13 protein-coding genes are annotated in these 24,299 nt (G+C 39.4%); 9 read left to right on the top strand and 4 right to left on the bottom strand.

The features are described from left to right. Positions 1–2: 2 nt before the first annotated feature. From aldA to SJY45_RS02260, 5 genes are all read left to right on the top strand, one after another. On the top strand, positions 3–1,457 hold the full coding sequence (aldA, locus tag SJY45_RS02240) for an aldehyde dehydrogenase (RefSeq protein ID WP_252735937.1): 1,455 nt from the start codon (positions 3–5) through the stop codon (positions 1,455–1,457). After that, positions 1,458–2,552, top strand: coding sequence for a mandelate racemase/muconate lactonizing enzyme family protein (locus tag SJY45_RS02245; RefSeq protein WP_289062941.1), 1,095 nt, complete (start codon positions 1,458–1,460; stop codon positions 2,550–2,552). Positions 2,553–2,583: 31 nt separating this feature from the next. Beyond that, positions 2,584–3,627 (top strand): aldose epimerase family protein, encoded by a 1,044-nt coding sequence (locus SJY45_RS02250; RefSeq protein ID WP_400073117.1) that lies wholly within the window; start codon positions 2,584–2,586, stop codon positions 3,625–3,627. Between the two features lie 59 nt (positions 3,628–3,686). Further along, positions 3,687–4,703, top strand: coding sequence for an L-rhamnose/proton symporter RhaT (locus SJY45_RS02255; protein ID WP_215914498.1), 1,017 nt, complete (start codon positions 3,687–3,689; stop codon positions 4,701–4,703). A 115-nt stretch (positions 4,704–4,818) separates the two neighbouring features. Beyond that, complete coding sequence (locus tag SJY45_RS02260; protein WP_400073118.1) at positions 4,819–7,356, top strand: glycoside hydrolase family 2 TIM barrel-domain containing protein; 2,538 nt, start codon at positions 4,819–4,821, stop codon at positions 7,354–7,356. A gap of 70 nt (positions 7,357–7,426) precedes the next feature. Here SJY45_RS02260 and SJY45_RS02265 read toward each other — a convergent pair whose 3' ends face one another. Both SJY45_RS02265 and SJY45_RS02270 read right to left on the bottom strand, forming a co-directional pair. Then, positions 7,427–8,704, bottom strand: coding sequence for a glycoside hydrolase family 117 protein (locus SJY45_RS02265; RefSeq protein ID WP_400073119.1), 1,278 nt, complete (start codon positions 8,702–8,704; stop codon positions 7,427–7,429). An 86-nt stretch (positions 8,705–8,790) separates the two neighbouring features. Continuing rightward, the gene (locus tag SJY45_RS02270; RefSeq protein WP_400073120.1) at positions 8,791–12,171 is read right to left on the bottom strand and encodes a VCBS repeat-containing protein; all 3,381 of its coding nucleotides are present in this window, start codon (positions 12,169–12,171) and stop codon (positions 8,791–8,793) included. 282 nt (positions 12,172–12,453) lie between these two features. Here SJY45_RS02270 and SJY45_RS02275 point away from each other — a divergent pair, with 282 nt between their 5' ends. From SJY45_RS02275 to SJY45_RS02290, 4 genes are all read left to right on the top strand, one after another. Beyond that, positions 12,454–15,654 carry a SusC/RagA family TonB-linked outer membrane protein gene (locus SJY45_RS02275; RefSeq protein WP_400073121.1) on the top strand — a complete coding sequence of 1,067 codons (3,201 nt, stop codon included), beginning with the start codon at positions 12,454–12,456 and terminating at the stop codon, positions 15,652–15,654. Positions 15,655–15,674: 20 nt separating this feature from the next. Beyond that, a complete protein-coding gene (locus tag SJY45_RS02280) occupies positions 15,675–17,426 on the top strand; it encodes a RagB/SusD family nutrient uptake outer membrane protein (protein ID WP_400073122.1) in 1,752 nt (583 codons plus the stop codon). Between the two features lie 248 nt (positions 17,427–17,674). Then, positions 17,675–18,979 (top strand): MFS transporter, encoded by a 1,305-nt coding sequence (locus SJY45_RS02285; RefSeq protein WP_400073123.1) that lies wholly within the window; start codon positions 17,675–17,677, stop codon positions 18,977–18,979. 27 nt (positions 18,980–19,006) lie between these two features. Continuing rightward, positions 19,007–20,167: a mandelate racemase/muconate lactonizing enzyme family protein gene (locus SJY45_RS02290; RefSeq protein WP_400073124.1), complete on the top strand. Its 1,161-nt coding sequence runs from the start codon at positions 19,007–19,009 to the stop codon at positions 20,165–20,167. A 7-nt stretch (positions 20,168–20,174) separates the two neighbouring features. Here SJY45_RS02290 and SJY45_RS02295 read toward each other — a convergent pair whose 3' ends face one another. Continuing rightward, the gene (locus SJY45_RS02295) at positions 20,175–20,963 is read right to left on the bottom strand and encodes a carbohydrate-binding family 9-like protein (protein WP_400073125.1); all 789 of its coding nucleotides are present in this window, start codon (positions 20,961–20,963) and stop codon (positions 20,175–20,177) included. 1 nt (position 20,964) lies between these two features. After that, on the bottom strand, positions 20,965–24,267 hold the full coding sequence (locus SJY45_RS02300) for a DUF5107 domain-containing protein (RefSeq protein WP_400073126.1): 3,303 nt from the start codon (positions 24,265–24,267) through the stop codon (positions 20,965–20,967). Positions 24,268–24,299 lie beyond the last annotated feature (32 nt).

Raw genomic sequence — 24,299 nt, forward strand, 5'->3', positions numbered from 1 at the left:
TCATGTCAGCAATTAAAGAATACCAACTATTTATAGACGGAAAGTGGGTGACATCTACGTCTGGAGAAACCATTGACATTGTAAACCCTTCTACAGAGGAAATTGTAGCACGGGTTCAAAACGGAACCGTAGAAGAGGCGCAACAAGCACTTCTTGCAGCGGATAAAGCTCAAAAGGAGTGGAAAAAACTACCGGCGCGTTCACGTGCGGAGTTATTGTACAAATTGGCAGATGAGATAAAGGCTAATTCTGATTTCCTGGCGGAGCTTTTGGTAAAGGAGCAAGGAAAATTATTGAAAGTAGCAAAGGGCGAAGTTGCCGTTACGGCCTCGTTTATTGAGTATGCCTGCGAAGGAGCAAGAAGAATTGAAGGGGATATTGTTCCTTCGGATAATCCAAATGAGCAAATTTGGATTCAAAAAATACCTCGCGGGGTAGTGGTTGCCATAACGGCTTGGAACTTTCCGTTAGCATTGGCAGGACGTAAGTTAGGACCAGCTTTGGTCGCAGGAAATACTATCGTTATCAAGCCAACTTCAGAAACACCGCTAGCAACACTTGAGTTGGGTAATTTGGCCAAAAAAGTGGGTATTCCAGATGGCGTTATCAATATTTTGACCGGTCCGGGTAGGGCTATGGGTAATGCACTTGTTGAAAGTCCTATTACCAAGATGGTAACAATGACCGGGTCTACTCCTGTTGGGCAGGCTATTGCAAGAAATGCTGCGGAAAACCTGACCCACGTTCAATTGGAACTGGGAGGTAAAGCACCATTTATTGTTTTTGAAGATGCGGATATTGATGCTGCTGTAGATTCAGCATTACATTCCCGTTTTGACAACTGTGGACAGGTTTGTACCTGTAACGAAAGAATGTATGTGCATGAAGGTATTTATGATACGTTCATGGAAAAATTCCTAGCTAAAACAAAGGCCATAAAAGTGGGAGATCCAATGTTGGAGGATACGGACATGGGACCTAAAGTAAATGCTTCGGAATTAAAGCATATGGAGCATTTGGTAGCGGTAAGCCTTGAAGAAGGAGCTACTTTGGCTACCGGAGGTAAAAAACCGGAAGGAAGTGCTTTTGAAAAAGGATATTGGTTTGAACCAACCGTTTTGACCAACGTAACGCAAGATATGACCATTGTTCATGAAGAGTCTTTTGGACCTATTCTACCCGTATTGAAATTCAAAACTTTTGAAGAAGTGGTTGGATATGCCAATGACTGCGAATACGGTCTTGCGGCTATGGTGTTTACCAATGACATGAATACGATCATGAAATGTAACGATGAGCTTGAGTACGGCGAAATATACGTAAACAGAGGTCATGGAGAGCAACACCAAGGATTCCATAACGGCTACAAATTAAGTGGTTCTGGTGGTGAAGATGGTAAGTATGGCTTTGAGCAATACATGGAGAAAAAGACATTTTACATTAGACATAAGGCATAGATGAGCACAAGTATCAAATCGGTTGATTGTAAGTTGTTCAGGGTTCCGCTACCGGAAGTCATGAACGATGCCAAACACGGAGACCATACGCATTTTGAGTTGGTTACCTCTACCATTACTTTAGAGGATGGAAGCACGGGTACGGGCTATACGTATACAGGTGGAAAAGGCGGAAACGCCATTAAAGCCATGGTAGACCATGATATAGCTCCGGCATTGATAGGTAAGGACGGTACGGATGTAGAAGGAATTTATGATTTCCTAGAATGGCACATGCATTATGTAGGCCGCGGTGGAATAGTTTCTTTTGCTGTTTCTACAATTGATATTGCTTTGTGGGACATCCGCTGTAAAAAAGCAGAAAAACCACTTTGGCAAATGGCCGGTGGTGCTGGAAATACGTGCAAAGCCTATTGTGGTGGAATAGATTTACAGTTCCCTATTCCTAAGCTTTTGAAGAATATGGAAGGATATTTGGCCGCAGGTTTTAACGCGGTCAAGATTAAAATAGGGCGTGAAAACCTAGATGAGGATATTGAGCGCATCAAAGCAGTGCGTGAATTTATTGGTCCAGATGTAACGTTTATGGTAGATGCCAATTATTCCATGACCGTAGACAAAGCCATTGAAGCTATCAATCGCTTTAAAGAATACGATATTACATGGTTTGAAGAGCCAATTATACCTGATAATTACATGGGGTTCTCTCAAATTGCAGATGCCACGGGCTTTCCGTTGGCTATGGGCGAGAACTTACACACTATTCATGAATTTGAATATGCCATGGACCAGGCAAAACTATCTTTTGTACAACCGGATGCTTCCAATTGTGGTGGAATCACAGGTTGGTTGGCCGCAGCAAGATTAGCTGATAAGCACAATATTCCGGCATGTTCTCACGGTATGCAGGAGCTACACGTAAGTTTGGTATCCGCACAGCCTAATTCGGGCTGGTTAGAGGTGCACAGTTTTCCTATTGACCAATATACCAAGAGGCCTTTAGTTGTTAAGAACCATCTTGCCGTAGCACCGGATTCACCGGGAACGGGAGTGGAGTTTGATTGGGAGAAACTAGCTCCATATCAATCTAAATAATAGCTATTAATATATCAAAACGCTTACGATAATGAAAACAACACAAATGGATTTTGGTGTATTGGATGGAGAAACGATTCACCAATACACATTGGAAAACGATAATGGGTTAACTGTAAAAATTTCTAATTACGGTGCTACCATTACTTCAATTCTTTTACCTCAAAAAGAGGGTAGTACAGAAGAAATTGTTTGTGGTTTTGATTCGTTCAACGGTTATTTTTCCGATGCGTATAAAGCAAACGCTCCTTACTTTGGAGGTACGGTAGGTCGTTATTGTTCTCAAATAAAGGATGCCAAGTTTTCTCTGAACGGAAAGGAATATGAGTTGGCAAAAATTGTTGGAGAAAACAACCTTCACGGAGGTAAAGTTGGTTTTGATAAAAAAGTGTGGCAAGTAAATTCTTTCTCCAATGATGCGGCACGAATTGAAATGGAACTGAAAAGTGAGCATCTAGAGGAAGGTTTTCCAGGTAATGTAACGGTAAAGGTAACTTTTTCATTAACCGATACTAACGAACTTAAAATAGAGTACGCGGCCATAAGTGACCAAGACACTCCTTTTACGATAACCAATCATACGTACTTCAATCTTTCCGGATTTTCTGAAAATGTTGAAGGTCATTCGGTTATGGTAAATTCAAATCGCAAACAAGTGTGGGATGAGACGGGCGCTGCCACGGGAGAAAATGTTTCGGTAGATGGTAAAGCCGATGATTTACGGTCCGAAAAAACTATAAAAGAGGTTCATGATGCCATGGGGGATGGTTTTGAACATTTTTATCTGTTTGAGAACAAAGGATTTAAGCTTGATAAAGTGGCGGAAATTAAAGAACCTAAAAGTGGGCGTTCCATGGAGGTTTTTACTTCGGAACCGGGAATGTTATTGTATACCGGCAAATATACTTCTGATGAACTAAAACGTGAATCTGGGCTTCAGTATGGAAAATACCGTGGTTTCTGTTGTGAAACGCACCGCTATCCCAATGGTATGAATATTCCGGATGCTCCCAAAAGTATATTAAGGGCGGGGGAATCTTATGACAGTACCACTATTTTCAAATTCAACTGGTAAATAAAAAATGGTCCCGTTTGCAGTAAGGGTAAGTCGGGTCTTAATTAAATATTCAAATTATGACTGAAGGAGTATTATTGGCGATTTTCGCTGGATTGATGTTGGGCCTTTATGCCCTTCCTGAAAAGTTCACAAAGGGTTTTAAGTATGAAAATACATGGAGTCTCTTTTTTCTCTTAACGATGTTCGTTGTACCTATTATTGCCTCTGTTACCTTAATTCAGGGGTTTGGGGAGATTTTTGGAAACATGCCAACGGATATTTGGGTAAAAATGGGACTTACCAGTTTTCTTTGGGGTATAGGGGTTATGATGTGGAGTAAGGCTATTAACCATATTGGGCTTTCCCTTGGTTTTTCTATTTTTATCGGGACTATTATTTTGGTAGGATCCTTATTACCTTTCATAGAGGATGGACTACCACCTTCCAACGTGTTGACCTATATTTTGGTAGGTATCTTAGTGGTATTATTGGGAGTTATCTTAAATGGTAAAGCTGGCCTTACCCGTGAAAAAGATGAAGCAAAAATGGCATCTGAGGGCACTCCGGCCAAAGGATCTATGGTTACGGGTATTATGATTGCCATTGTGGGCGGATTATTGGCTACAGGCTTCAGTTATGCCAATGCTGCCGGTAGACCTTATTTACACGAAGCAAGTGTAGCGCAAGGCAATGCCGATTGGATTACTGCCGTAGCGGTTATGTTCCCTATTTTTATTAGTGGAGGTATTGTTATGACGGCCTATTTTCTATGGCAACTTAATGCCAAAAAGGCTTGGGGAGATTTCAAGACACCTGCGTTTGGCAAAAACCTGTTCCTTATTTTAATTATGGCCGTATTCCATTATGCCGCATCTGCACTATTTGCATACGCTGCTTTTAAACTTGGAGCTTCTGGTAATACCGTAGGCTACGCTATATTTAATACAGCATCTGTGGCCACGGCAATTGTTAGCGGTTTGGTCACTAAAGAGTGGGTGAGTGCCTCGCCTAAAGCAAGGAACTTATTGTACGGAGGCCTTGGTTGTATGATTGCCGGAATTGTAATTGTTGCTTATGCCAATGGCTTGGGATAGAAAATAGTTTGGTTTAGGCAGTTGAAAATATTGTTTTTAGTAGTAAGTCCGGTTGTTTCTATTCCTGTTCAATCGGACTTTTTTTTAGTGCTGTTTTTTATCATAAGAATTACATATGAAAAAATACTTTTTCTATTTAGTAGGTATGGTTTTCCCGTTGCTGGCATGTAATGAGCAAGTATCAACTGAAGCTTCACCTCACACCATAACCGATTTTAATTTTGATTGGGAATTTCGCTTGGTTGATATAAACGGGCAAACGGCCGATTGGAAGGATGTGAGGCTTCCTCACGATTGGAGCGTAGAGGCCTCTTTTGATTCTATAAACGGAGAAGGTGCTACGGGTTATCTCCCCGGTGGTACGGGAACCTACCGTAAAAAATTCCCTCTTCGGCTTAAGCCCGATGAAAAGGCTTATGTTTTGTTTGACGGGGTTTATAATAATTCTGAGGTTTCATTAAATGGAAAAAAGGTAGGGGAACACCCCTACGGATATTCTCCGTTTTACTATGATATTTCCCCTTATTTGAATTCGGAAAAAGATTCGAACATTATAGAGGTAAATGTAGATAGAACCCGCTATGCGGATAGTCGCTGGTATACCGGTTCGGGAATTTACAGAGACGTAAAACTTTTGGTGAAGAACAAGTTGCATATACCGGTTTGGGGCGTGTTTGTGACTACTCCAAAAATAGAAGCAGGGAAAGCCCAAGTATCTGTTTCGGTCTCAATTAAGAATGATTTTTCCGAAGGTAAAAAAGCGGAACTACGAACGGAAATTTACAATCAAACAGGTCAAAAGGTCAGTACTGAAATCAGCCTAATAACTGTTGATGGAAATGAACAATTCGTTCAAGGGCAATCCGCTGTCATTGAAAATCCTGTTTTGTGGGATATTGATGCTCCTTATCTCTACAAAGCTGTAACCTCTATTATTTATAATGGAGAAGTAGTGGATCAACAAGAAACTAATTTTGGCGTACGGTCCATACGTTTTGACCCTAATGAGGGCTTTTTTCTTAACGGTAAGAATAGAAAAATTAAAGGGGTTTGCCTGCACCATGATGGAGGTTTAGTAGGTGCAGCTGTTCCCGATGATGTATGGAGAAGACGTTTGGGCAAATTAAAAGAAGCAGGGTGTAACGCTATCCGTATTTCACACAATCCCGGTTCGGAGGCATTTTTGAATTTATGTGATGAAATGGGCTTTTTGGTACAGGATGAGTTCTTTGACGAATGGGATAATCCAAAGGACAAAAGAAAAAACATGAATGAGCAGAGTGTAGATGCTATAACTAGGGGGTATACAGAACATTTTCAAGAGTGGGCCAAAAAGGACTTGACCAATACCGTTTTAGCACATAGAAATCATCCTAGTATCATACAATGGAGCATTGGGAATGAGATAGAGTGGACCTATCCTAGAAATGCGGACGCCACCGGTTTTTTTAACAATATGGAATGGCAGGGCAATTACTTCTTTTCGGAACCACCGTTCTCCGTAGAGCAGATAAGGGAAAAATTGAATACTTTGCCTAAAGGGAAATATGATATAGGCGAAACCGCGAAAAAATTAGCAAAATGGACAAAAGAGCTGGATACTACACGTTATGTAACGGCCAATTGTATCTTGCCTTCAGCGAGTCATTTATCCGGTTATGCCGATGCTTTGGATGTAGTAGGCTATAGTTACCGAAGGGTAATCTATGATTATGGTCACAGAAATTATCCAAACAAAGTTGTTATGGGAACGGAGAACCTTCCCCAATGGCATGAATGGAAGGCGGTTATGGAACGTCCGTTTATTTCTGGACTATTTTTGTGGACAGGAATAGATTATATGGGAGAATCCAATGGAGGTTGGCCTAAAAAGGGAACTCAGAGCGGGTTGCTAGATCAGGCTGGTTTTGAAAAAACATCATACCACATGATGAAAACTTTATGGAACAATGCTCCACATTTACACATGACAACGCAGTCTTTGGAGAAATCTATTTATAAATTGAACAAAGCTGGAGAACCCATAGAAAAGAAAGAAAACGGGTGGGAAAAAGCGTTATGGTTTTGGCACGAGAGTAATGAATATTGGAATTATGATTCTAATGAACTTACGGTTGTAGAAATATATTCCAACTGTGATGAAGTAGAATTGTTTTTAAACGATGCTTCACTGGGAATGAAGAAACTAGCCAACTTTGACGACCATATTTACAAATGGGCCGTTTCATTTAGTGCAGGAGAACTTAGGGCAGAGGGATATATTGATGGAAAAAAAGTAGAGTTCCAAGCACGGATGCAAACTGCCGAAGCTCCATACGCCATAGAACTTTCCGTAGATAAAAGTGAATTATCTGCCAATGGTAAAGATGTAGCTCACGTAGTAGCGCAAATAGTGGATAGTAAGGGAAATCCCGTGAAAAATCTTAATGCCAAAATTTCTTTTTCCGTTACCGGAGACGCAAAAGTATTGGGTGTGGATAATGGTTCTGCCAGAAATATTCAGGATTATCAATCTACCCAAATTACAACAGATAAAGGTCGTTGTTTGCTTCTCCTTCAATCCAATCTCAATTCGGGTAATATTACGGTTAATGCAGAATCGGAAGGTTTAAAAACAGGCCAATTTATATTGAAAATCAAAGCTGATAAATAATAGAGAAAGACGATAAAAACAAAAGCCCAATTTCTTAGGAAATTGGGCTTTTACAATTTAAGGAGTCACTCTAATTAGTCTGTTTAATTCGGTTTAATTGCTCTTCTGAAAGACCAAATTGAAAATAGATTTCAGGGTGATTAAAAATATCGGTTTCTTTCATATGTGGGTCATTTACATCTAAGCTCAGGTCACAATCAAACCTTGCAAAAAAGCTATGGCTTTTACCTTCAGCTTTTCCTACATTCCTAAAATGGCAGAGGCCCCAGGAAATCCCTCGACCATCTTTGGTGTCGGTAAAGGCATCTGGAACATAGGGGCCAGGGGCAATGGGCATTAATCCGGTGATGGCGGCCACCTCAAAATTAACACCGTCCTGTGCGTACTGTATGGTATTGTGCTCTAGACCATGGCGGCTCACCAATGCCGCCAATCCTTCTTTAAAAGGGAAAAGAGCCGTTTCGTGACCGGAGTTTATTACCGGGTTTAACGGGTGTTTTTCAAACGGACCAAAAGGGTCTTCTGAAATGGCTAAACCTTGTGCACGTACTTTGGGGTCACCACCCATCTCACCTTTGTAGTAAATATAAATTTTTCCATCGCGAACTAGAGGGTAGGGGTCATGTATTACGTACTGGTCCCACGAGCCTTCGGGTCCATTGTCTAGAACCACTTTATTGGAAGGTGTCCATGGACCATTTGGCGAATCGGAGACAGAGGCCGCTACGGGGCAATCATCTCCTTTAGTGCCTGGGCCTCCGGGCATATTTAAGTATGCCTGATAATACAAATAGTATTTACCTTTATAGATTAAAATATCAGGTGTTGAGACGGAACGCCAACCTGGGTTTGGTTTTTCGGTTCTGGGAACGGCTACACCTTGTTCTTCCCAAGTAAAACCATCTTTACTTGTTGCATACCATATTTCGGATAGATCCCAATCTCGTGAAGGAATGGTATCGTTTCCGCCATTTTCATTGGGAGGAACACCGGTCTCACGGTGGGTATACCAGAAATAATAGGTGTCATCAACCTTTACTATTTTGCTGGCATCTCTTCTGGATACCGTGCCATCATGACCGTGGTAATCAAAGCCTTTTAAAGGCGTGTATTTAAAGTTCGAAAAAAGTTCATTAGAGCTTACTTCCAGCCCGCCATAGGTACCATCATAAATTCGTTCAAAAGCAGAACTTAGATTTCTGTCCGGCTTCTCACGGGGCACATTACCGTAAGGAAAATCTTTTTGAACTATTTCTTGTTCTACGGGCTTACTTTTGGACTCTTGCTCTTTTTGATTACATGATATTAATACGGTTAGTGACACTATACTTAACAGTGTTTTTTTCATTTTTTGGAGTGAGTTTGGTTATTAATTGTTGCGTTTATTTTTTGGGGTAACTGTTGAGTTTTTGGTCTAAAAATGACTTGTCACTATTAGTTGTACTCCACAAGCTGAAGGTAATGGTCGTTATTACCGATTAGAATATTGGATTTGCCCTTTTTCTTAATAATTTTCATGTTTTTGACATCAAATGGGGCATAAAACCCACTTTGGGCAGTTGTTATAGGAAAAAAATCTCCTTTGCCGTTGCCTTTCAGGAAGAGACCTATACCGGCATCATTCCTTGTGGTCTCAATTTCGGAAGTAAATAGATTTCCAGCAATTAGAAGGTCTTTATGACCATCTCTATCAAAATCTTCAGCTAAGATGCTATTAATACTAGAAACCTGTGCCAATTTGGGAAGTTCGTGCAGCGTAAAGGATTTTCCGTCTTTATTTTCAATATAATAGGAAGCAAAGGTATATGCGGATAAATGAAGGGCATCATTGAGTTGGTCTCCATAAATGTCCTTTAAATCAGAATCTCCAAATGATTCAAACGTTGGGAATTTGGCATCCAATTCGGGAATTTGCTCTACGGAGCAAGACCTTCCGCGAATAGGGTAAACCTCACCTTCTTCAAAATAACTAAGAACAATATCCTGTTTTCCGTTTTTATCAAAATCGGCGCTATGGACTTGAAAAGGATGTTCCGGTGTAGCTTTGTATTTGTAGTTCAATCCTAAATTCCCGACAATAAAATCATCATCACCATCATTATCCATATCAGCTTTGGTAACACTGTAATACCATCCATTGGTCTTTTCTAAACCTTTTATAGTAGAGGGTTTAAAAGTTCCATTTTTGGTTTGTAGGAATGTTGTAATGGGCATCCATTCACCTACAACAATTAAATCCAATTTATCATCATCGTTAATGTTTGCCCATTGAGCGGAGGTTACCATTCCCAAATTCATAAAACGAGGAGCTTTTGCCTCGGTAACGTTTTTTAAGTAGCCATTGTCGTTCTCCAATAGCATGCTGTTGGCCGGTGAAGGGTACTTGCCCGGTATTTGTCTGCCAGCCACAAAAAGGTCAAGATCTCCATCATTATCATAATCTGCCGAAATAACTTGCGAGCCGCTTTCTGAGTATTTTGGCAACCTGCTGTTATCTTTGCTAAAATATCCCGTACCGTCATTAAGGTAGAGGCGGTCTTGAAGGTGTTTACTGTTTTCCTGAAATTCATAACCCCCGCTGATCACAAATAGATCTTGATCTCCATCATTATCTATATCAAAAAAGAGGCTCCCTAGATCTTCAGATGTTTTATCGATAAGAAAATCTTTTTGTGGAATGGAATCAAACTGACCTCGGGTATTCTGGACGAACAACATTCCACTTTTTCCCGAAGCACCACCAACATAAAAATCTTCTAATCCGTCTGAATTAACATCAGCTACAGCTATTGTTGGTCCAAATTGAGACATTTTGTGCGGTAAGAGTACTTGTTTTTGGTAATCATCAAACGTATTTTCCTGATGTTTGTATTTTAAGTTGGTCTGTACGGTATTTTCTTTAAAAATAGGTTTAATGGAAATGTTTGAGGTATTTACGAATTCTTCGTTTTTCTGATGAATATCCAAACTTTGGTTGGCCTGAATATTTTTTAGTTCACTTACCTGACCGTTGGGCCATTGGATGCGTATTTTTTCAACATTCATTAATTCACCTAATCCAAAATGAACCGTATTTTCACTTTTGGACATATACCCTCTTACATTGGTTACCTCTATGGTTTGCCAAGGGTGAGTATCTCTATAAACAACTACTCTACTGCCTAAAGCTTCGGTTTGGGTAGAAGGAAAAAGGTTTATTCTAAGATAGTTTCCCATGTTCTTGTCTACCGTGTGGTTTTCATAGATAAATGCTTTTTCATCAATGTTGTTTACGACCAAATCTAAATCGCCATCTTGGTCAAGGTCTGCATAAGCGGCTCCATTTGATAAAGTCTCCAATTCAAAACCCCATTTCTTGTTTTGTTTTTCAAAAGTCAGATTTCCGTTATTTTTATAGATATAATTTTGAAGTTTGTCTTCCGGAGCAAGTTTGGCTAATGACAGTACATCTACCACTTCTTCAAATTTTTTATTCTCTTTTTTGGCTAGATTATCAATGCTGTCCAATAGGCGTTCATACTTTTTGTTTACATCGCTATTGCGCATATTGCGTTTAATACCATTGGTAACGAACAGGTCTTTTAGTCCGTCATTATCAAAATCGGCGATTAGTGGCCCCCAACTCCAATCAGTATTGGAGACTCCCGCCATCTGAGCAACATCACTAAAGCTTCCGTTGCCATTGTTTTTCTGTAGCGTATTGAACATATATTGGTAGTGACCACCTTCTGCAACAATGTTCCAAAAACTTTTAGGGTTCATGCCCCCCATATTGGTTTTAATACGCTTGTGGTCTTCCGCAACCATATCCAATACCATAATATCTAGATTACCGTCATTGTCAAAATCGGCAATATCAGTACCCATGCTAAAATTTGAAATATGCTTAAAATGAGTTTTTAGACTTTCTTTGAAAGCTCCCTTTGTATCGTTTACATAATAGAAATCTGGTTCATTGTAATCGTTGGCAACATACATATCTTGCCACCCATCATTATTGAGGTCGCCAACGGCTACCGATAGACCAAAAGCCAAATTTTCAGTTTTAGACATGGGGGAGACCTCAATAAAACCAATATCAGGCCCTAGGTTTCTATATAGCTTATCACTGTACATTGGATTTGTGCCCGTTTTTCTTTTCTTACCACCTTGTCTGTTGCCATAGCCTGGTGGCTGGTTTATAACGTAAAGATCAATGAGTCCGTTTTTATCGTAATCCAGAAAACTAGCTTGTATAGAAAATCCTTTATCATCTACACCATAGTGCTCCGCCATTTCCTTAAATGTACCGTTACCGGAATTTATATAAAGTAAATTGGTGCTTTTATCCCTGTTTTTTTGTTCGTTCTTACAGACATAGATGTCCTGGAGCCCATCACTATTTACATCTGCAAAGGTTACTCCTGTGGACCAGCTATTTGTTTTTAAAATACCCGCTTTTTCGGTAATATCCTCAAACTCCATATTTCCTTTATTGAGGTAAAGTCTATCGTGAACTTGATTGCCGGTAAAATAAATATCAGGAAGACCATCATTATTAATATCCCCAATGGCCACTCCAGCTCCGGTAACAAAGTTTTCATTCAACAAGTGGTTTTCCTCTGCCGTTTCCGTAAGCGTATTTGCAAAGTCAATTCCTGAATTTTCAGAAGTTACCAAGGTGAATAAAGTTGTGGCATTATCAATAGGTTTCTCTATTGATTTGTTACAAGAAGCAGAAAGGACAAATAGAACGCATACCAACCTTAAAGACCATTTTTTAATCAATGGAAATAAGATTGTATTTGAATCAGCTTTTATGTACGAATGAAGCATTACCAATTTTATATATAAGGGTCAAAATACGGAAACAAGTTCAATGAATCGGGTAAAATAGGTTCATGCTTAGGTAATTACAGGTCATAAAAAATACATGTGACCTATAATTACCCGATTTTGATCAATTAGTACCGACTGCTAACTAATACAATATACTTTCTTTGATCAAATAATTATTGATTCCTCATTAGAAGATAGTTTTGAAAGTGAAAATCCTAAATTTTCAGAGCATCTTCTGTTGTTTAATCAAAATACTAACTAACAAAAACAGACATTATTATGAAAGAATGTTTATTTAAACAACTAACAAAACGCAAGCATTGGTTGCTGTTTGGGCTTATGTTGACTTGTGTCTCTATGGGATACGCACAAGATTCCAACGTAAGTGGAACCATAACCGATGAACTTAATCAACCCATGTTCGGTGCCAATGTTTTAGTAAAAGGCACCACCAATGGTGTTGTAACGGATTTTGATGGTAATTTTACGTTGGCCGCAAAGTCTGGGGATGTCCTGGTTATTTCTTACACAGGATATACCACAAAAGAAGTAACTGCCGAAACCGGCGTTAGCATCAATGTACAACTACAACCTGACTCCCAATTGTTGGACGAGGTTGTTGTTATTGGTTATGGGTCAAGAAAAAAGGCCGATGTAACAGGTGCTGTAAGTACCGTAAAAACGGCTTACATAGAGCAACAAGCTTCTGCCGATGCAACAAGGGCACTTCAAGGTAGTGCAGCTGGTGTAACGGTAAATGCTTCGGCTAGACCAGGGCAGAATGCTCAGGTAAGGATTCGTGGTTTAGGTACTATTAATGGTAACGGTCCTCTCTATGTTGTTGACGGGGTTTTTGGTGCAACGCCACCACCAACTAGCCAGATTCAATCTATGCAAGTTCTTAAGGATGCTTCCTCAACTGCTATTTACGGTTCAAGAGGTGCAAACGGTGTAATTCTTATAACCACGGTCTCTGGTAGAAAAGCGCAACCGGCAAAAGTAGATGTAAGTTTAAGAAGTGGTATGGGTACATCAACAGCAGGTTATGAATTTGTTACTGACCCCAACTTAATAGGTCAGCAGATTTGGTTGGAGCAGACTAATGACGGTATTACTCCTAATCACGCTCATTTTCGTTTTGACCCTAATAATATAAGAGCTACACAGGTAAATGATTACTTATTTCCAAACGGAGCTTCAATAGGAGACCCTTCTACGAACCCGGCTTTGTACCAAGAAAGAACATATCCCATTACCTTGACCAACAAAGCAGGTACAAACTGGATGGAAGGACTTTACCAACCCGCATTGATACAGGATTTTGTAGTTTCCGTTTCGGGTGGCTCAGAAAAAACAACATATGCCTTTAGTGCAAACTACTTTAAGGAAGATGGTGTTTTACGTGATAACTCTTTTAACCGTTACGCAATTCGTTCCAACGTAGATTCTGAAATAAAGGATTGGTTGAAAATAGGTGAACGTTTGGGGGTTACCCTTAGTGAGTCTAAAGGTAATACCGTTGGTTTTAACAGTATAATTGAAACAAGCCCATTAATTCCTGTGAGAGATGTTGCTGGAAATTTTGCAGGAGGTGTTGTTGGCGGTGGATTAAATGATGGTCCTAACCCAGTTGGAAATAATTTTAGACAACGAAAAGATAAACGTACAACGTTGAACGTTACAGGTAATGTTTTTGTTGAAGTAAAACCAGTTAAGAACCTAACGTTTAAAACGCTTTTAGGATATAACATGAATTGGTTCGCTAATCATGACCCACGTTTTGCTGATCCAGAAAACACCAATGGTACCACAGGTCATACACTTACAGAAACTAGGAGTAATGATTTAACTTGGAACTTTACCAACACGCTTAGCTATTCAAAAACATTTAACGATAAGCACAACTTAGATGTGTTGTTAGGAACGGAATCTACCCGTTTTAATTATGATCAAATTAGTGCCGGGAGAGAAAGTTTTATTTCTACGGATGATGATTTCTTTTTGTTGAGTTCCGGTTCGGAAAATCAAACAAACGGTTCTCAAGCCGCTGCATGGGCACTGAATTCATATTTCGCAAGACTGTACTATTCTTATGATGATAAATACATGGTTGAAGCTACGGTGAGACGTGATGGATCATCTAGATTTGGTGCCAATAATAGATGGGGTAATTTCCCCGCAATATCCGGTGGTTGGGTTGTGTCAAGAGAAAACTTCTTGGCAGATAGCAGCTGGTTAAATTACTTAAAACTTAGAGCAGGTTGGGGACAATCAGGTAACGATCAAATAGGAAATTACAATGGTTTTAGCACCTTCGGTTCTGATTTGGGAAGCTCTTTTTACGGCCTTGGTGGTTCGGATAATACTATTAAACAAGGTTTCCAGTCTACCGCAATCGGTAATCCTGATGCAAAATGGGAAACTACAACCTCAACAAACTTCGCTGTTGATGCAACTTTGTTCAGTCATGTAAACCTTACCGTAGACTTATGGAGAAAGGATACGCAAGACATGTTGTTCCCAATAGCTATTCCTGCAGTAGAAGGTTTTGCTACGGCGCCAAGTGTAAATATTGGAGACATGGAAAACAAAGGTGTTGATATTGAACTAAGTTATAATGGAGGTGGCTCTGAAGAAGGAGACTTTAAATATAATGTGGGTGTAATTTTCTCTACCTACAAGAACACTGTTAAAAAACTTAGTGGTAATGAAGATGAATTTATTACAGGTAGAAGTCAAAGAGCTCAGACCTATTCAAGAGTAGAGCAAGGAAGAGCATTTCCGGAATTTTATGGCTATATTGTAGATGGTATTTTCCAGACTCAAGCAGAAGCAGATGCCCATCCAGAAAATGGTACTTACAATCAACCGGGTAATCTTAAGATTAGGGATTTCGATGGTAGTGGTGACATTACTCCTGATGATAGAACCTTTATAGGAAATCCAAATCCGGATTTCACCGCGGGTCTTAACTTGGGAATGGAGTACAAAGGTTTTGATTTTAGAGCAAGCTTATATACGAGCCAAGGTAATGACGCTATTAACTACTATAACCGTTTTACCAGATACGGATTGTTTCAAGGACCGAAAAGTGCAGACCGTTTATATAGATCTTGGGGTAGCCCATATTTAGATAACAATGCAGATGCAGTATTGCCAAAAGCTTCTTCTCAGACCAGTTTTGAGCAGAATACACATTCAGATTTAGTTGAAGATGCATCTTATATACGCTTGCAGAATGCACAGATAGGGTTTAATGTGCCGCAACGCATATTGGACAAGACAAGCCTTACTAAAATGAGAATCTATGTTATGGGAACAAATTTGTTCACTATAACGGATTACTCTGGTCTTGATCCGGAAATAGCTTTGTATAATGATCCTGATTCTAACTTCTCTAGTGATATAGATAGAGGTTTGGATTTGGGTACTTGGCCTTCCCCAAGACAGATCATTTTTGGTCTTAACATCTCATTATAAAACATAAAATTGCAAAAAAAATGAAAAATAATATAGTTATAAAAACGGGATTGCTCGCTATGGTCACGGCCCTTTCATGGTCGTGCGGAGAGGAGTTTCTTGAAGAAAAACCAAAAGGAGCTGTAAGTGAGGAAATATTAACCAACGCAGATGGCGTAGACCTTTTGCTCGTTGGGGCTTATTCTAGGATAGATGGGTATTCTGCTGGTGAAGCAGGCGGTCAGGGAGAAGCATCTGCAACCAACTGGGTTTGGGGAGATGTACCATCTGATGATATGCACCGTGGCGATCAAACTGGGGGGTGGAGTCCAATTAACCTTATTGAAAGATATGAGACAGATGCGGCCAATCCATGGATAGAAGGTTTATGGGCGGCAAATTATGATGCCATTGCCAGAGCTAATGATGCTATTCGTGTTCTTAAAAAAGCGGGAGAGAATGTAGACCCCGCAGATGCCATACAACTAGAGGCGGAAGCACGTTGGTTGCGCGCATGGTTCCATTTTCAACTGCGTAATAAAATTGAGAAGATTCCATACATAACGGAAGATGTTGTTGCAAGTGAAGTGACCAATAACGAGGAAGTATGGGACAAAATTGAAGCCGATATTAAGTGGGGAATAGATAATGGTATGGCCGAAGATGTTGAAATAGGACGTGCCTCTCGTTGGGCCGCCAAAGCGCTTTTGGCACGTGTTCATATGTTTCAACAAGAGTTTGCCGAAGCAAAACCTTATTTGGATGATATTATTGATAACGGTCCTTTTGAATTAATGGATCATTACTATGATAATTTTGACGAGGAAAAACAAAATAATGCTGAGAGTATTTTTGAAGTTCAGTATACGGTAAACGATGGTGCAGGCGATGCCAATAGTGGAGCGGACCACAGAACTTTGTTTCCTAGAGGTAGTGAAGTTGGGTCATGTTGTTCGTATAGTGCACCAAGTTTTGATTTGTTCAATGCATTTAAAACAGATACGGACGGTCTACCGTTGTTAGATAATTTTCAAGATGACCTTTTATTGGAAGATTACGGACTGTTGGATACTGAACCTTTTACACCCACTGATGTTTCTTTGGATCCAAGAGTAGATTGGACCATTGGTAGGCGTGGTATTCCTTTCTTGGATTGGGGACCAATGTCCGGTAGTGATTGGATGTTGGATCAAGCAGGGATGGGACCTTTCTTAAACAAGAAAATTATGTTCTATAAGAGAAACAAAGGGGTTATATCCATTTCTAGTCCAATTTGGTCAAATGGTCTTAACGGGAATAACTGGCGTCTATTTAGGTTAAGTCATATCATTTTGTGGAGAGCAGAGGTAGCTATGGAAGAAAATGACCTTGGTAGGGCAAGAGACTTAGTAAATGAGATACGTGAACGTGCTCAAGACGATTTAGTAATGGGTAAAGTAAACAATACAACTTTTGAAAGTGATGCTGAATTGGATATTGATGAAGATCAACCTGCGGCCAATTACAATCTTGGTCTGTACCCTTCATTTCCAAATCAAGAGTATGCTAGAAAAGCTATATATCATGAAATGCGTCTAGAATTTGCTTTGGAAGGAATGCGTTTCCAAGACTTGGTAAGATGGGGAATAGATGATGTTACCATCAATAAATACCTAGACTCTGAGTTAAGTAATGAAAAATTACCATGGTTACAAGGTTCTACTTACACTGCAGGACAAGATGATCACTGGCCTGTACCACAAACCCAGATAGATTTACAGCCTGGTGTATTAACGCAAGACCCAGCTTATTAATAAGGGTAAAAATAAACTAGTTGAGTTAGTTGTTTGAAAACGGTGGCAGACTTTTAGGTCTGCTGCCGTTTCTTTTTTCTAACTAAATTCTTGTAATTGAATTTATTTTAAACAGAAATATTTTATTCCAAGAAATATTAATTGTTATCTTGACACTTTTTTTAATTGGGGTGTAAAATTATCCTGTTATAGTTTTTGAAAGGCTAATTTTTAATCGCACGTATTTCTAAATAATTGAACCAAAATTCATGATTGACTTAAACCAAAAGGAGAATTCTTCACGAAAACGTTACAATATACTAGCCATGATTTTTATTACGGTGGTCATAAATTATCTAGATCGAAGTAATATTTCGGTTGCCGCTTTTGCCATGAAAGAAGATATGGGGCTTAGCAATGTGCAAATGGGGTATGTTTTTTCGGCTTTTGGCTGGACTTATGCTTGTCTTCAGATTCCAGGTGGTATTGTTGCGGATAAACTTCCTACACGAATCTTATACTCTGCAATAATGGCTTTATGGTCCATTGCAACACTTATACAGGGTATGGTAAGCTCTTTTGCGGCATTACTAGGCTTGCGTGCCAGTATAGGCGTATTTGAAGCGCCTTCCTACCCAATCAATAATTTAGTGGTTACCAGATGGTTTCCTGAAAATGAAAGGGCATCTGCTATTGCCGTTTACACATCGGGTCAATTCTTGGGGCTTGCTTTCCTAACGCCCGTTCTTGTTGCTATCCAAAATTATTTTGGTTGGAGAGGACTCTTTATTATTTCCGGTATTATAGGCCTAGTATGGGCGGCAATATGGTATTTTTTCTACAGAAACCCACAAGACCATAAATCCATAAGCCAGAAAGAGTTGGAATATATTGAAAAAGGTGGCGGACTGATTGGTAAGAACGATGTAAAAAAAGAAGAAAAGAAAAAATTTGATTGGCACGATTTTAAACAGGCTTTTATCTACAGAAAGTTGTGGGGGCTATATATTGGTCAATTTTGTTTAGGAGCCACCACCATATTTTTTCTAACCTGGTTCCCAACATACTTGGTAGAATTTAGAGGATTAGATTTCCTGAAATCAGGATTTTTGGCGTCAATTCCATTTTTGGCGGCCTTTTTTGGAGTACTTCTTTCAGGATTCTCTTCTGATTTTATGATTAAAAAGGGGTATTCCGTTGAAATTTCAAGAAAGACTCCCATCATTATTGGTATGTTACTTTCCACTTGTATTATAGGGGCCAATTATACAGAGAGCACATTTTTCGTCATATTATTTTTGGCCATTGCATTTTTTGGAAATGGTCTCGCCAGCATTGCATGGGTCTTTATTTCACTCATGGCTCCAAAGAAACTCATAGGGCTTACCGGTGGTGCTTTTAATTTTATAGGCGGACTTGCAGGAATAGTTGTTCCCATTGTTATTGGGTATTTGGTAGAGGATGGAGATTTTAGTCCAGCACTATTCTTTATTGGTGGTATAGCATTGCTTGGTTTTATATCTTACACCTTTATTGTGGGTAAGGTTGAGCGTATCGTACCAAAATCAAAATAAACTCAAACACTAGTAAATACAAATTTTATGAAAATATCAGCTATTAAAACTTTTCCTATCAATGTAGGTTTCGGAAGCCAGTTGGTCGTTAAGATCGAAACCGATTCAGGAATCTACGGTTGGGGCGCTTCGGGACTTTCCGGAAGGGAATTGGCAGTTATAGGTGCAATAGAACATTTTAAGGGTTTCCTGATAGGTAAGGATGCACGCAATATTGGTGCACTTTGGCAAGAAATGTACAGAGGGCAATATTTTGAAGGCGGAAGGGTGCTTACAGCAGCTATTTCAGCTATAGATATTGCACTGTACGATATAAAGGGAAAAGCTTTGGGCGTACCCGTATACGAGCTATTGGGAGGGAAACATCGCGACCATGTAGACTGTTTTGCTTCGGTTCGTTTTAGAACACGAGAAGAACTTTTCGAGTATTCTAAAATATGTATAAAAGATGGTTGGAACATGTTGCGTTTGGCTCCTGCAGAATTTGAAGCAGAAGGCGATAAGGAACTTTTTGAACCACGAGAATCCATTGCTGTTATAGCTGAATGGCTTACGGACTTAAGAAAAGAAGTTGGTTCTGCAGTAACCATTGGTATAGATTACCATACGCGTCTTACTCCTGCGCAGACCTATTCATTTATAAAACGTATGCCACCGGGAACGTTGGATTATATTGAAGAACCTATTCGCGATGAAAATCCAGAAGCCTATGAGAATCTTAGGAAAATGGTTGATATACCTTTTACGATAGGAGAGGAATTTTCAAGTAAATGGCAGTTTTTACCATTTTTAGAACGAAATTTAACTCAATATGCGCGTATTGATATTTGTAATGTAGGTGGAATTACCGAGGCGATGAAAGTAGCGAGTTTAGCGGAAGCACATTACATTGATTTGATGCCCCATAACCCATTAGGGCCTATATGTACAGCTGCTACCATTCACATGGCGGCTGCTAGTCCTAACTTTGGTTGGTTGGAAGAAATGAATACACCTGCACAATATATGGGTACGGATGCTCCGGAATTTTATCCGGTACGTCCTATTTTGGATGGACCAACTTATCCTGTATTGGATACACCGGGATTGGGAGTGGAGTTCAATGAGGAATTAGCTTTGGAAAAAGGTTTTAAACCTATTGAAATTCCAAGACTAAGACGCAAAGATGGTTCGTTTACCAACTGGTAACATATTTTTATTCAACGAATTCCATTAAGCCAAAACGGTTGGCTTGATGTACATTCTTGGAAATATCATAAATAGGGAAAATGGTTGAAGTAGACCGCCTGTTGCCCTTGGCATCATTACGGTCTTGCCTAATAGCAAGAAAAGCCCATCTATTACCGGGTTTAATCGTAACAACTTCACCAAGCTCACCAAAATTTGAATAAGGGATGGCCATTTCCATGGTCCATCCCTTATCAATATCAGAATTATCATTTATAGTACCGTTATAAGTAACCTCAACTTCAAAGTCTGGGTTAAAAGATTTGTAGACTACATCTTTTCCTTCTGTATAATCATTGAAATAAATGAAGTCGTTTACAGCCTTGTTGAGATTAAGTTCATATCCAAAATGTGTATCTAAACTATCGGGTGCGGTAATAAAAAATATTTCGGCACAATCATCAAAGTAAGGTTGTCCATCTCTTTTAGTTTCCCTGGCAGTTATATATTGGTCTTCCATTTCAAAAAATACATAGAACTTTTCTTTTCCCCAAAGCATTCTAAAAGTTGATTTTTGTTGGTCGGTAGGTTTTTCTATCCTATAAAAATAATCTAACGTTCGGGCTTCTGTTTTGGACCAACTTTCTTCATTCAGCTTTCCATCAATAGTCATGGGTTCGCCAGTTTTAAATACCTTGTAGATAACTTGTTCTCCCAAGAAAAGTTTTGCTTTCTCTTGGGCAAACAAACAAGTTGACAATAACGAGAGAATTACCAACACCCAGATTTTGGGGTGTGCTGATATAAAATACTCCATATTAATTTTGCATCATTACTTTAGCCCACAGATGATTAGGATAAATGTCTAACGCCTTTTGTAATTTCTTTTTTGATTCACTCGTATTGTTCAATCCGGCATTGCCCAAAGATTCCAAGTAGTAGGAGTTAGAAATAAATTTGTTGTTTGTTGCCGATGCCTCCTCAACAGCAATGAGGGTATTACCAGTACCATTTTCACGCATTGCGCTTCCTTTTTCAATTAAGCTTTGGAACATAGATGTAGCTTTTGCTGAATCTCCTAGTTTTTCAAAGGATTTTGCTTGAAAATATAAAAGGTTGTTCATACCTCTTCCGTTTTGGGCAGCGGCACTTTTTTGATAACTGGATTTTGCTTTTTTAGTATCGCCCAGCTGAGTATAGGCCTCACCCATATAATAGTAAATCATGGCGTTCTTCTCATCATGGGTGGGTTTCCCTACCTCAAGATTTTCTGGATAAAGTAATGCGCGTTCTAAGTGTGTAATAGCCTCTTTAGCCTTTTGGTCGGCTATGAGTTGTTTAGCTTTTAAAGTGTGCGCATCAACATAGTGCCAATAGGTTTCCCTGCCGCCTTCCCAAGTTCTAAAGTGATGCTCGTCTAGAAATGCAATTGCTTTATCATAATCACCGGCAAGGTTAAGTAGCTCTACATAGGTTTTAGGTGCATCCACATCTTCTTTGGCAATGGAAAGGTTACGCTCTAGAATGTCTAGGTTTTTCTTGAAATCGGCATCGGATTCATCATAATATTTAGAAAGTTCCGAATACCATAAGGGGTTTGAATTATCAAGAGCGATTGCTTTAGTCATGTAATCTATGGCCTGTGATGGATTTTTCTGGTGGTAGAAAGCCCCAAATGCCAGGTTACGCCAAACCATAGGAATACTTGTGTCTATTGCTCCAGCCTTCTGCCAATACATTAGTGCATCATCAGGTCTTTTATCATACAAAAGGTTACCTAAAAGATAAAAGGTAGTAGCATTATTGGCATCTATTTCCAATGCCTTGTTTAAAACAGTTTCGGTTTCCGAACGATATGGAAAAGCGTAATCCAAAGATGCTCTTTTTGCTGTTGAAATGGCATTGGTAGCTTGCTGCGAATTCCCTGATTCAGAATAGAACCAAGCCTTGTAGTACCCGGTAAGCGGGGTTGATTCATTTTTTATACTAGTTAACAAGGCAAGCCCGTCTTCAATAAGGCCTGCGTTCATGTAATTGGTAGCAATCTCCAAATAATTATTTTCAGGATTTTGCATGCTTTTTTTCCATGAGTCCATTGAGCTACCACCTTTTCCCAACTCTATTTCATACAGTACAGAAAAATCTAGAGGGTCATAGGCAATTTGCTTTTCTAATATTATATTGGCTTCATTTTGACGGTTTAGTTTACGTAGTAAAGCAGCGTTCAAAACCACAATTCTTCCGTCTCTATTATTGGTTGAATAAGCTTCTTGAGCATATTCCAAAGCCTTTGAATAGTTGCCCTTTGCACTCTCTATTTGGGCCAGTTTAAAGTTACCTGAAGAGAACCATTGATAGTACCAGGTAGCTCTTGCAAAATTAGAATAGGCTTCTTCTTCATGACCCAAGGCCTGGTGAGCCATTCCCAGATAATAGAATATTTCACCTTCCAAAGGTTGATAGTATTTTATCTTTAATTTATCCGCAGCTGTTTGTAAATATTCTAGCGCTTCTTCATATTTTGTTTGTGTTATTCGGCGAATGCCCAAAGCAATATTGGTGCGATAATCCGTAGGTGATTTTTCTAATGCTGCTAAATAATAATCGTCTGGTTCTATACCGGGCCTTCTAAATTGTTCCACGAAACGGCCGGTTAAATAAAGGTCTTCAACTGTTTTTAGTTCTTCCGGTTTTTTTACTTTTTCTTGAATTTCAGGAAGCTGTGGTTCGGTTGGTTTGTATGGGGAATAGGATATAAGCTCACTGCCATTTGCATCTTGGATGGTAACGGTAAGTTGATATTCATCTAAAGGTTTTCTGTTTTTATATGTACTTGTAAACGGATGGGCAGGGCCAATATCTATTGTTTTTTCTTCTAAAACGTTTGCACCGTTCTTTAGAATAACTTTTGCTCCTTTAAAATCTTTTGTTGTGTTGAAGCCATAAAAGACCGTTTTTGCATTTCGCATTTGAAGGGTGACGGAAGCATCTGTATTTGAATTTTTGACCACTTCTAAATCACGTAAAGGGTACCAGTAGTTTTTTGCGTCTTTAACGGAATGGGGAAGTATCCAATTATAATCTGGTTGATTATTAGAAAAGGTCCCTGTCATTAACTCTACATATGCCTTTCCATCATCAGTTAATTTTCTTCTTGCATTTTGTCCTTGTAACCCTGGTCCAAATTGCCATAATTTAGAGGCATTATTCTCAAATGGGTCACCAACATGAACCGTTCCTGCTTTTTGTCCGTAATCATATCCACCTATAAATCCTTCCTTTATATCCCACATGAAAAATGAAACGGGATTAGGATGGTTTTTCCACCAAGTAAGGTCTACGCCTTCTTCGTAACTAGTACGCCCATAATCATCGGTTTTGTTAGATAAAGGCCATTTTATAAAACTGCTATTATTGTGGAATACTCCAATTTCTTGACTAGGAGGCCAAAACGTTCTAAAATCGTCGTTTGCCGTAATGGCAACGTTGGCCCAAAATAGAAAGGTCGTAGTTACATCACTAGTGTTGTTAATGCGATAATCAACCTCTATGTATGAACGGCCAGGCTTTAGGGTCATACCTACAACGCCACGCATATCCCTAGTTTTTTCGGTTTCTCCAATCCAAACTGTGGCACTCCCGTCTTCATTATTTATCATTCTATAATCGCTGGGGAGCATAGTAGTTGTACGGTGATGATGGGGAAAACACCATTCAATTCCTCCTGAAACCCAAGCACCCAAGGTGCCAATCAAATCAGGCTTAATCACACTGTTGGTATGGAACAATTCGTGACCGTTGGTCTTATCAATTGCCGAAAAAAGTCGACCACCAAATGCGGGTAACACCTTTACACGTATATATTCGTTTTCTAAGTATACCATGTCGTAGGTAACATCAACCAAGGAATCGCCCAATTTGGTTTGTGAAGCGTATGGGTAGACTTTACCCTGGGCACCTTGTACACCTCTACCCGTATAAAAAATGGGACTGACCTCGTCCGTGCCAATTTTATAGGTGGGAATTGTTTCTTGGCCCTCGTAAACTTTTACTTGTGCGTGGAGTTGATAAATGGAAAAAAATAACAGTAAGACTGAATAAAAATGATTTTGGTTTGGCATAATTTGTCTGTATAATAATGTTCTTCTTAAAA

Source organism: Zobellia russellii, assembly GCF_044597075.1.
GTDB classification, from domain to species: domain Bacteria; phylum Bacteroidota; class Bacteroidia; order Flavobacteriales; family Flavobacteriaceae; genus Zobellia; species Zobellia russellii.

Excerpts from the sequence above, each read along its gene's own strand:
- aldA (WP_252735937.1), top strand. The coding sequence starts at position 3 with ATGTCAGCAATTAAAGAATACCAACTATTTATAGACGGAAAGTGGGTG.
- SJY45_RS02245 (WP_289062941.1), top strand. The coding sequence starts at position 1,458 with ATGAGCACAAGTATCAAATCGGTTGATTGTAAGTTGTTCAGGGTTCCG.
- SJY45_RS02250 (WP_400073117.1), top strand. The coding sequence starts at position 2,584 with ATGAAAACAACACAAATGGATTTTGGTGTATTGGATGGAGAAACGATT.
- SJY45_RS02255 (WP_215914498.1), top strand. The coding sequence starts at position 3,687 with ATGACTGAAGGAGTATTATTGGCGATTTTCGCTGGATTGATGTTGGGC.
- SJY45_RS02260 (WP_400073118.1), top strand. The coding sequence starts at position 4,819 with ATGAAAAAATACTTTTTCTATTTAGTAGGTATGGTTTTCCCGTTGCTG.
- SJY45_RS02265 (WP_400073119.1), bottom strand. The coding sequence starts at position 8,704 with ATGAAAAAAACACTGTTAAGTATAGTGTCACTAACCGTATTAATATCA.
- SJY45_RS02270 (WP_400073120.1), bottom strand. The coding sequence starts at position 12,171 with ATGCTTCATTCGTACATAAAAGCTGATTCAAATACAATCTTATTTCCA.
- SJY45_RS02275 (WP_400073121.1), top strand. The coding sequence starts at position 12,454 with ATGAAAGAATGTTTATTTAAACAACTAACAAAACGCAAGCATTGGTTG.
- SJY45_RS02280 (WP_400073122.1), top strand. The coding sequence starts at position 15,675 with ATGAAAAATAATATAGTTATAAAAACGGGATTGCTCGCTATGGTCACG.
- SJY45_RS02285 (WP_400073123.1), top strand. The coding sequence starts at position 17,675 with ATGATTGACTTAAACCAAAAGGAGAATTCTTCACGAAAACGTTACAAT.
- SJY45_RS02290 (WP_400073124.1), top strand. The coding sequence starts at position 19,007 with ATGAAAATATCAGCTATTAAAACTTTTCCTATCAATGTAGGTTTCGGA.
- SJY45_RS02295 (WP_400073125.1), bottom strand. The coding sequence starts at position 20,963 with ATGGAGTATTTTATATCAGCACACCCCAAAATCTGGGTGTTGGTAATT.
- SJY45_RS02300 (WP_400073126.1), bottom strand. The coding sequence starts at position 24,267 with ATGCCAAACCAAAATCATTTTTATTCAGTCTTACTGTTATTTTTTTCC.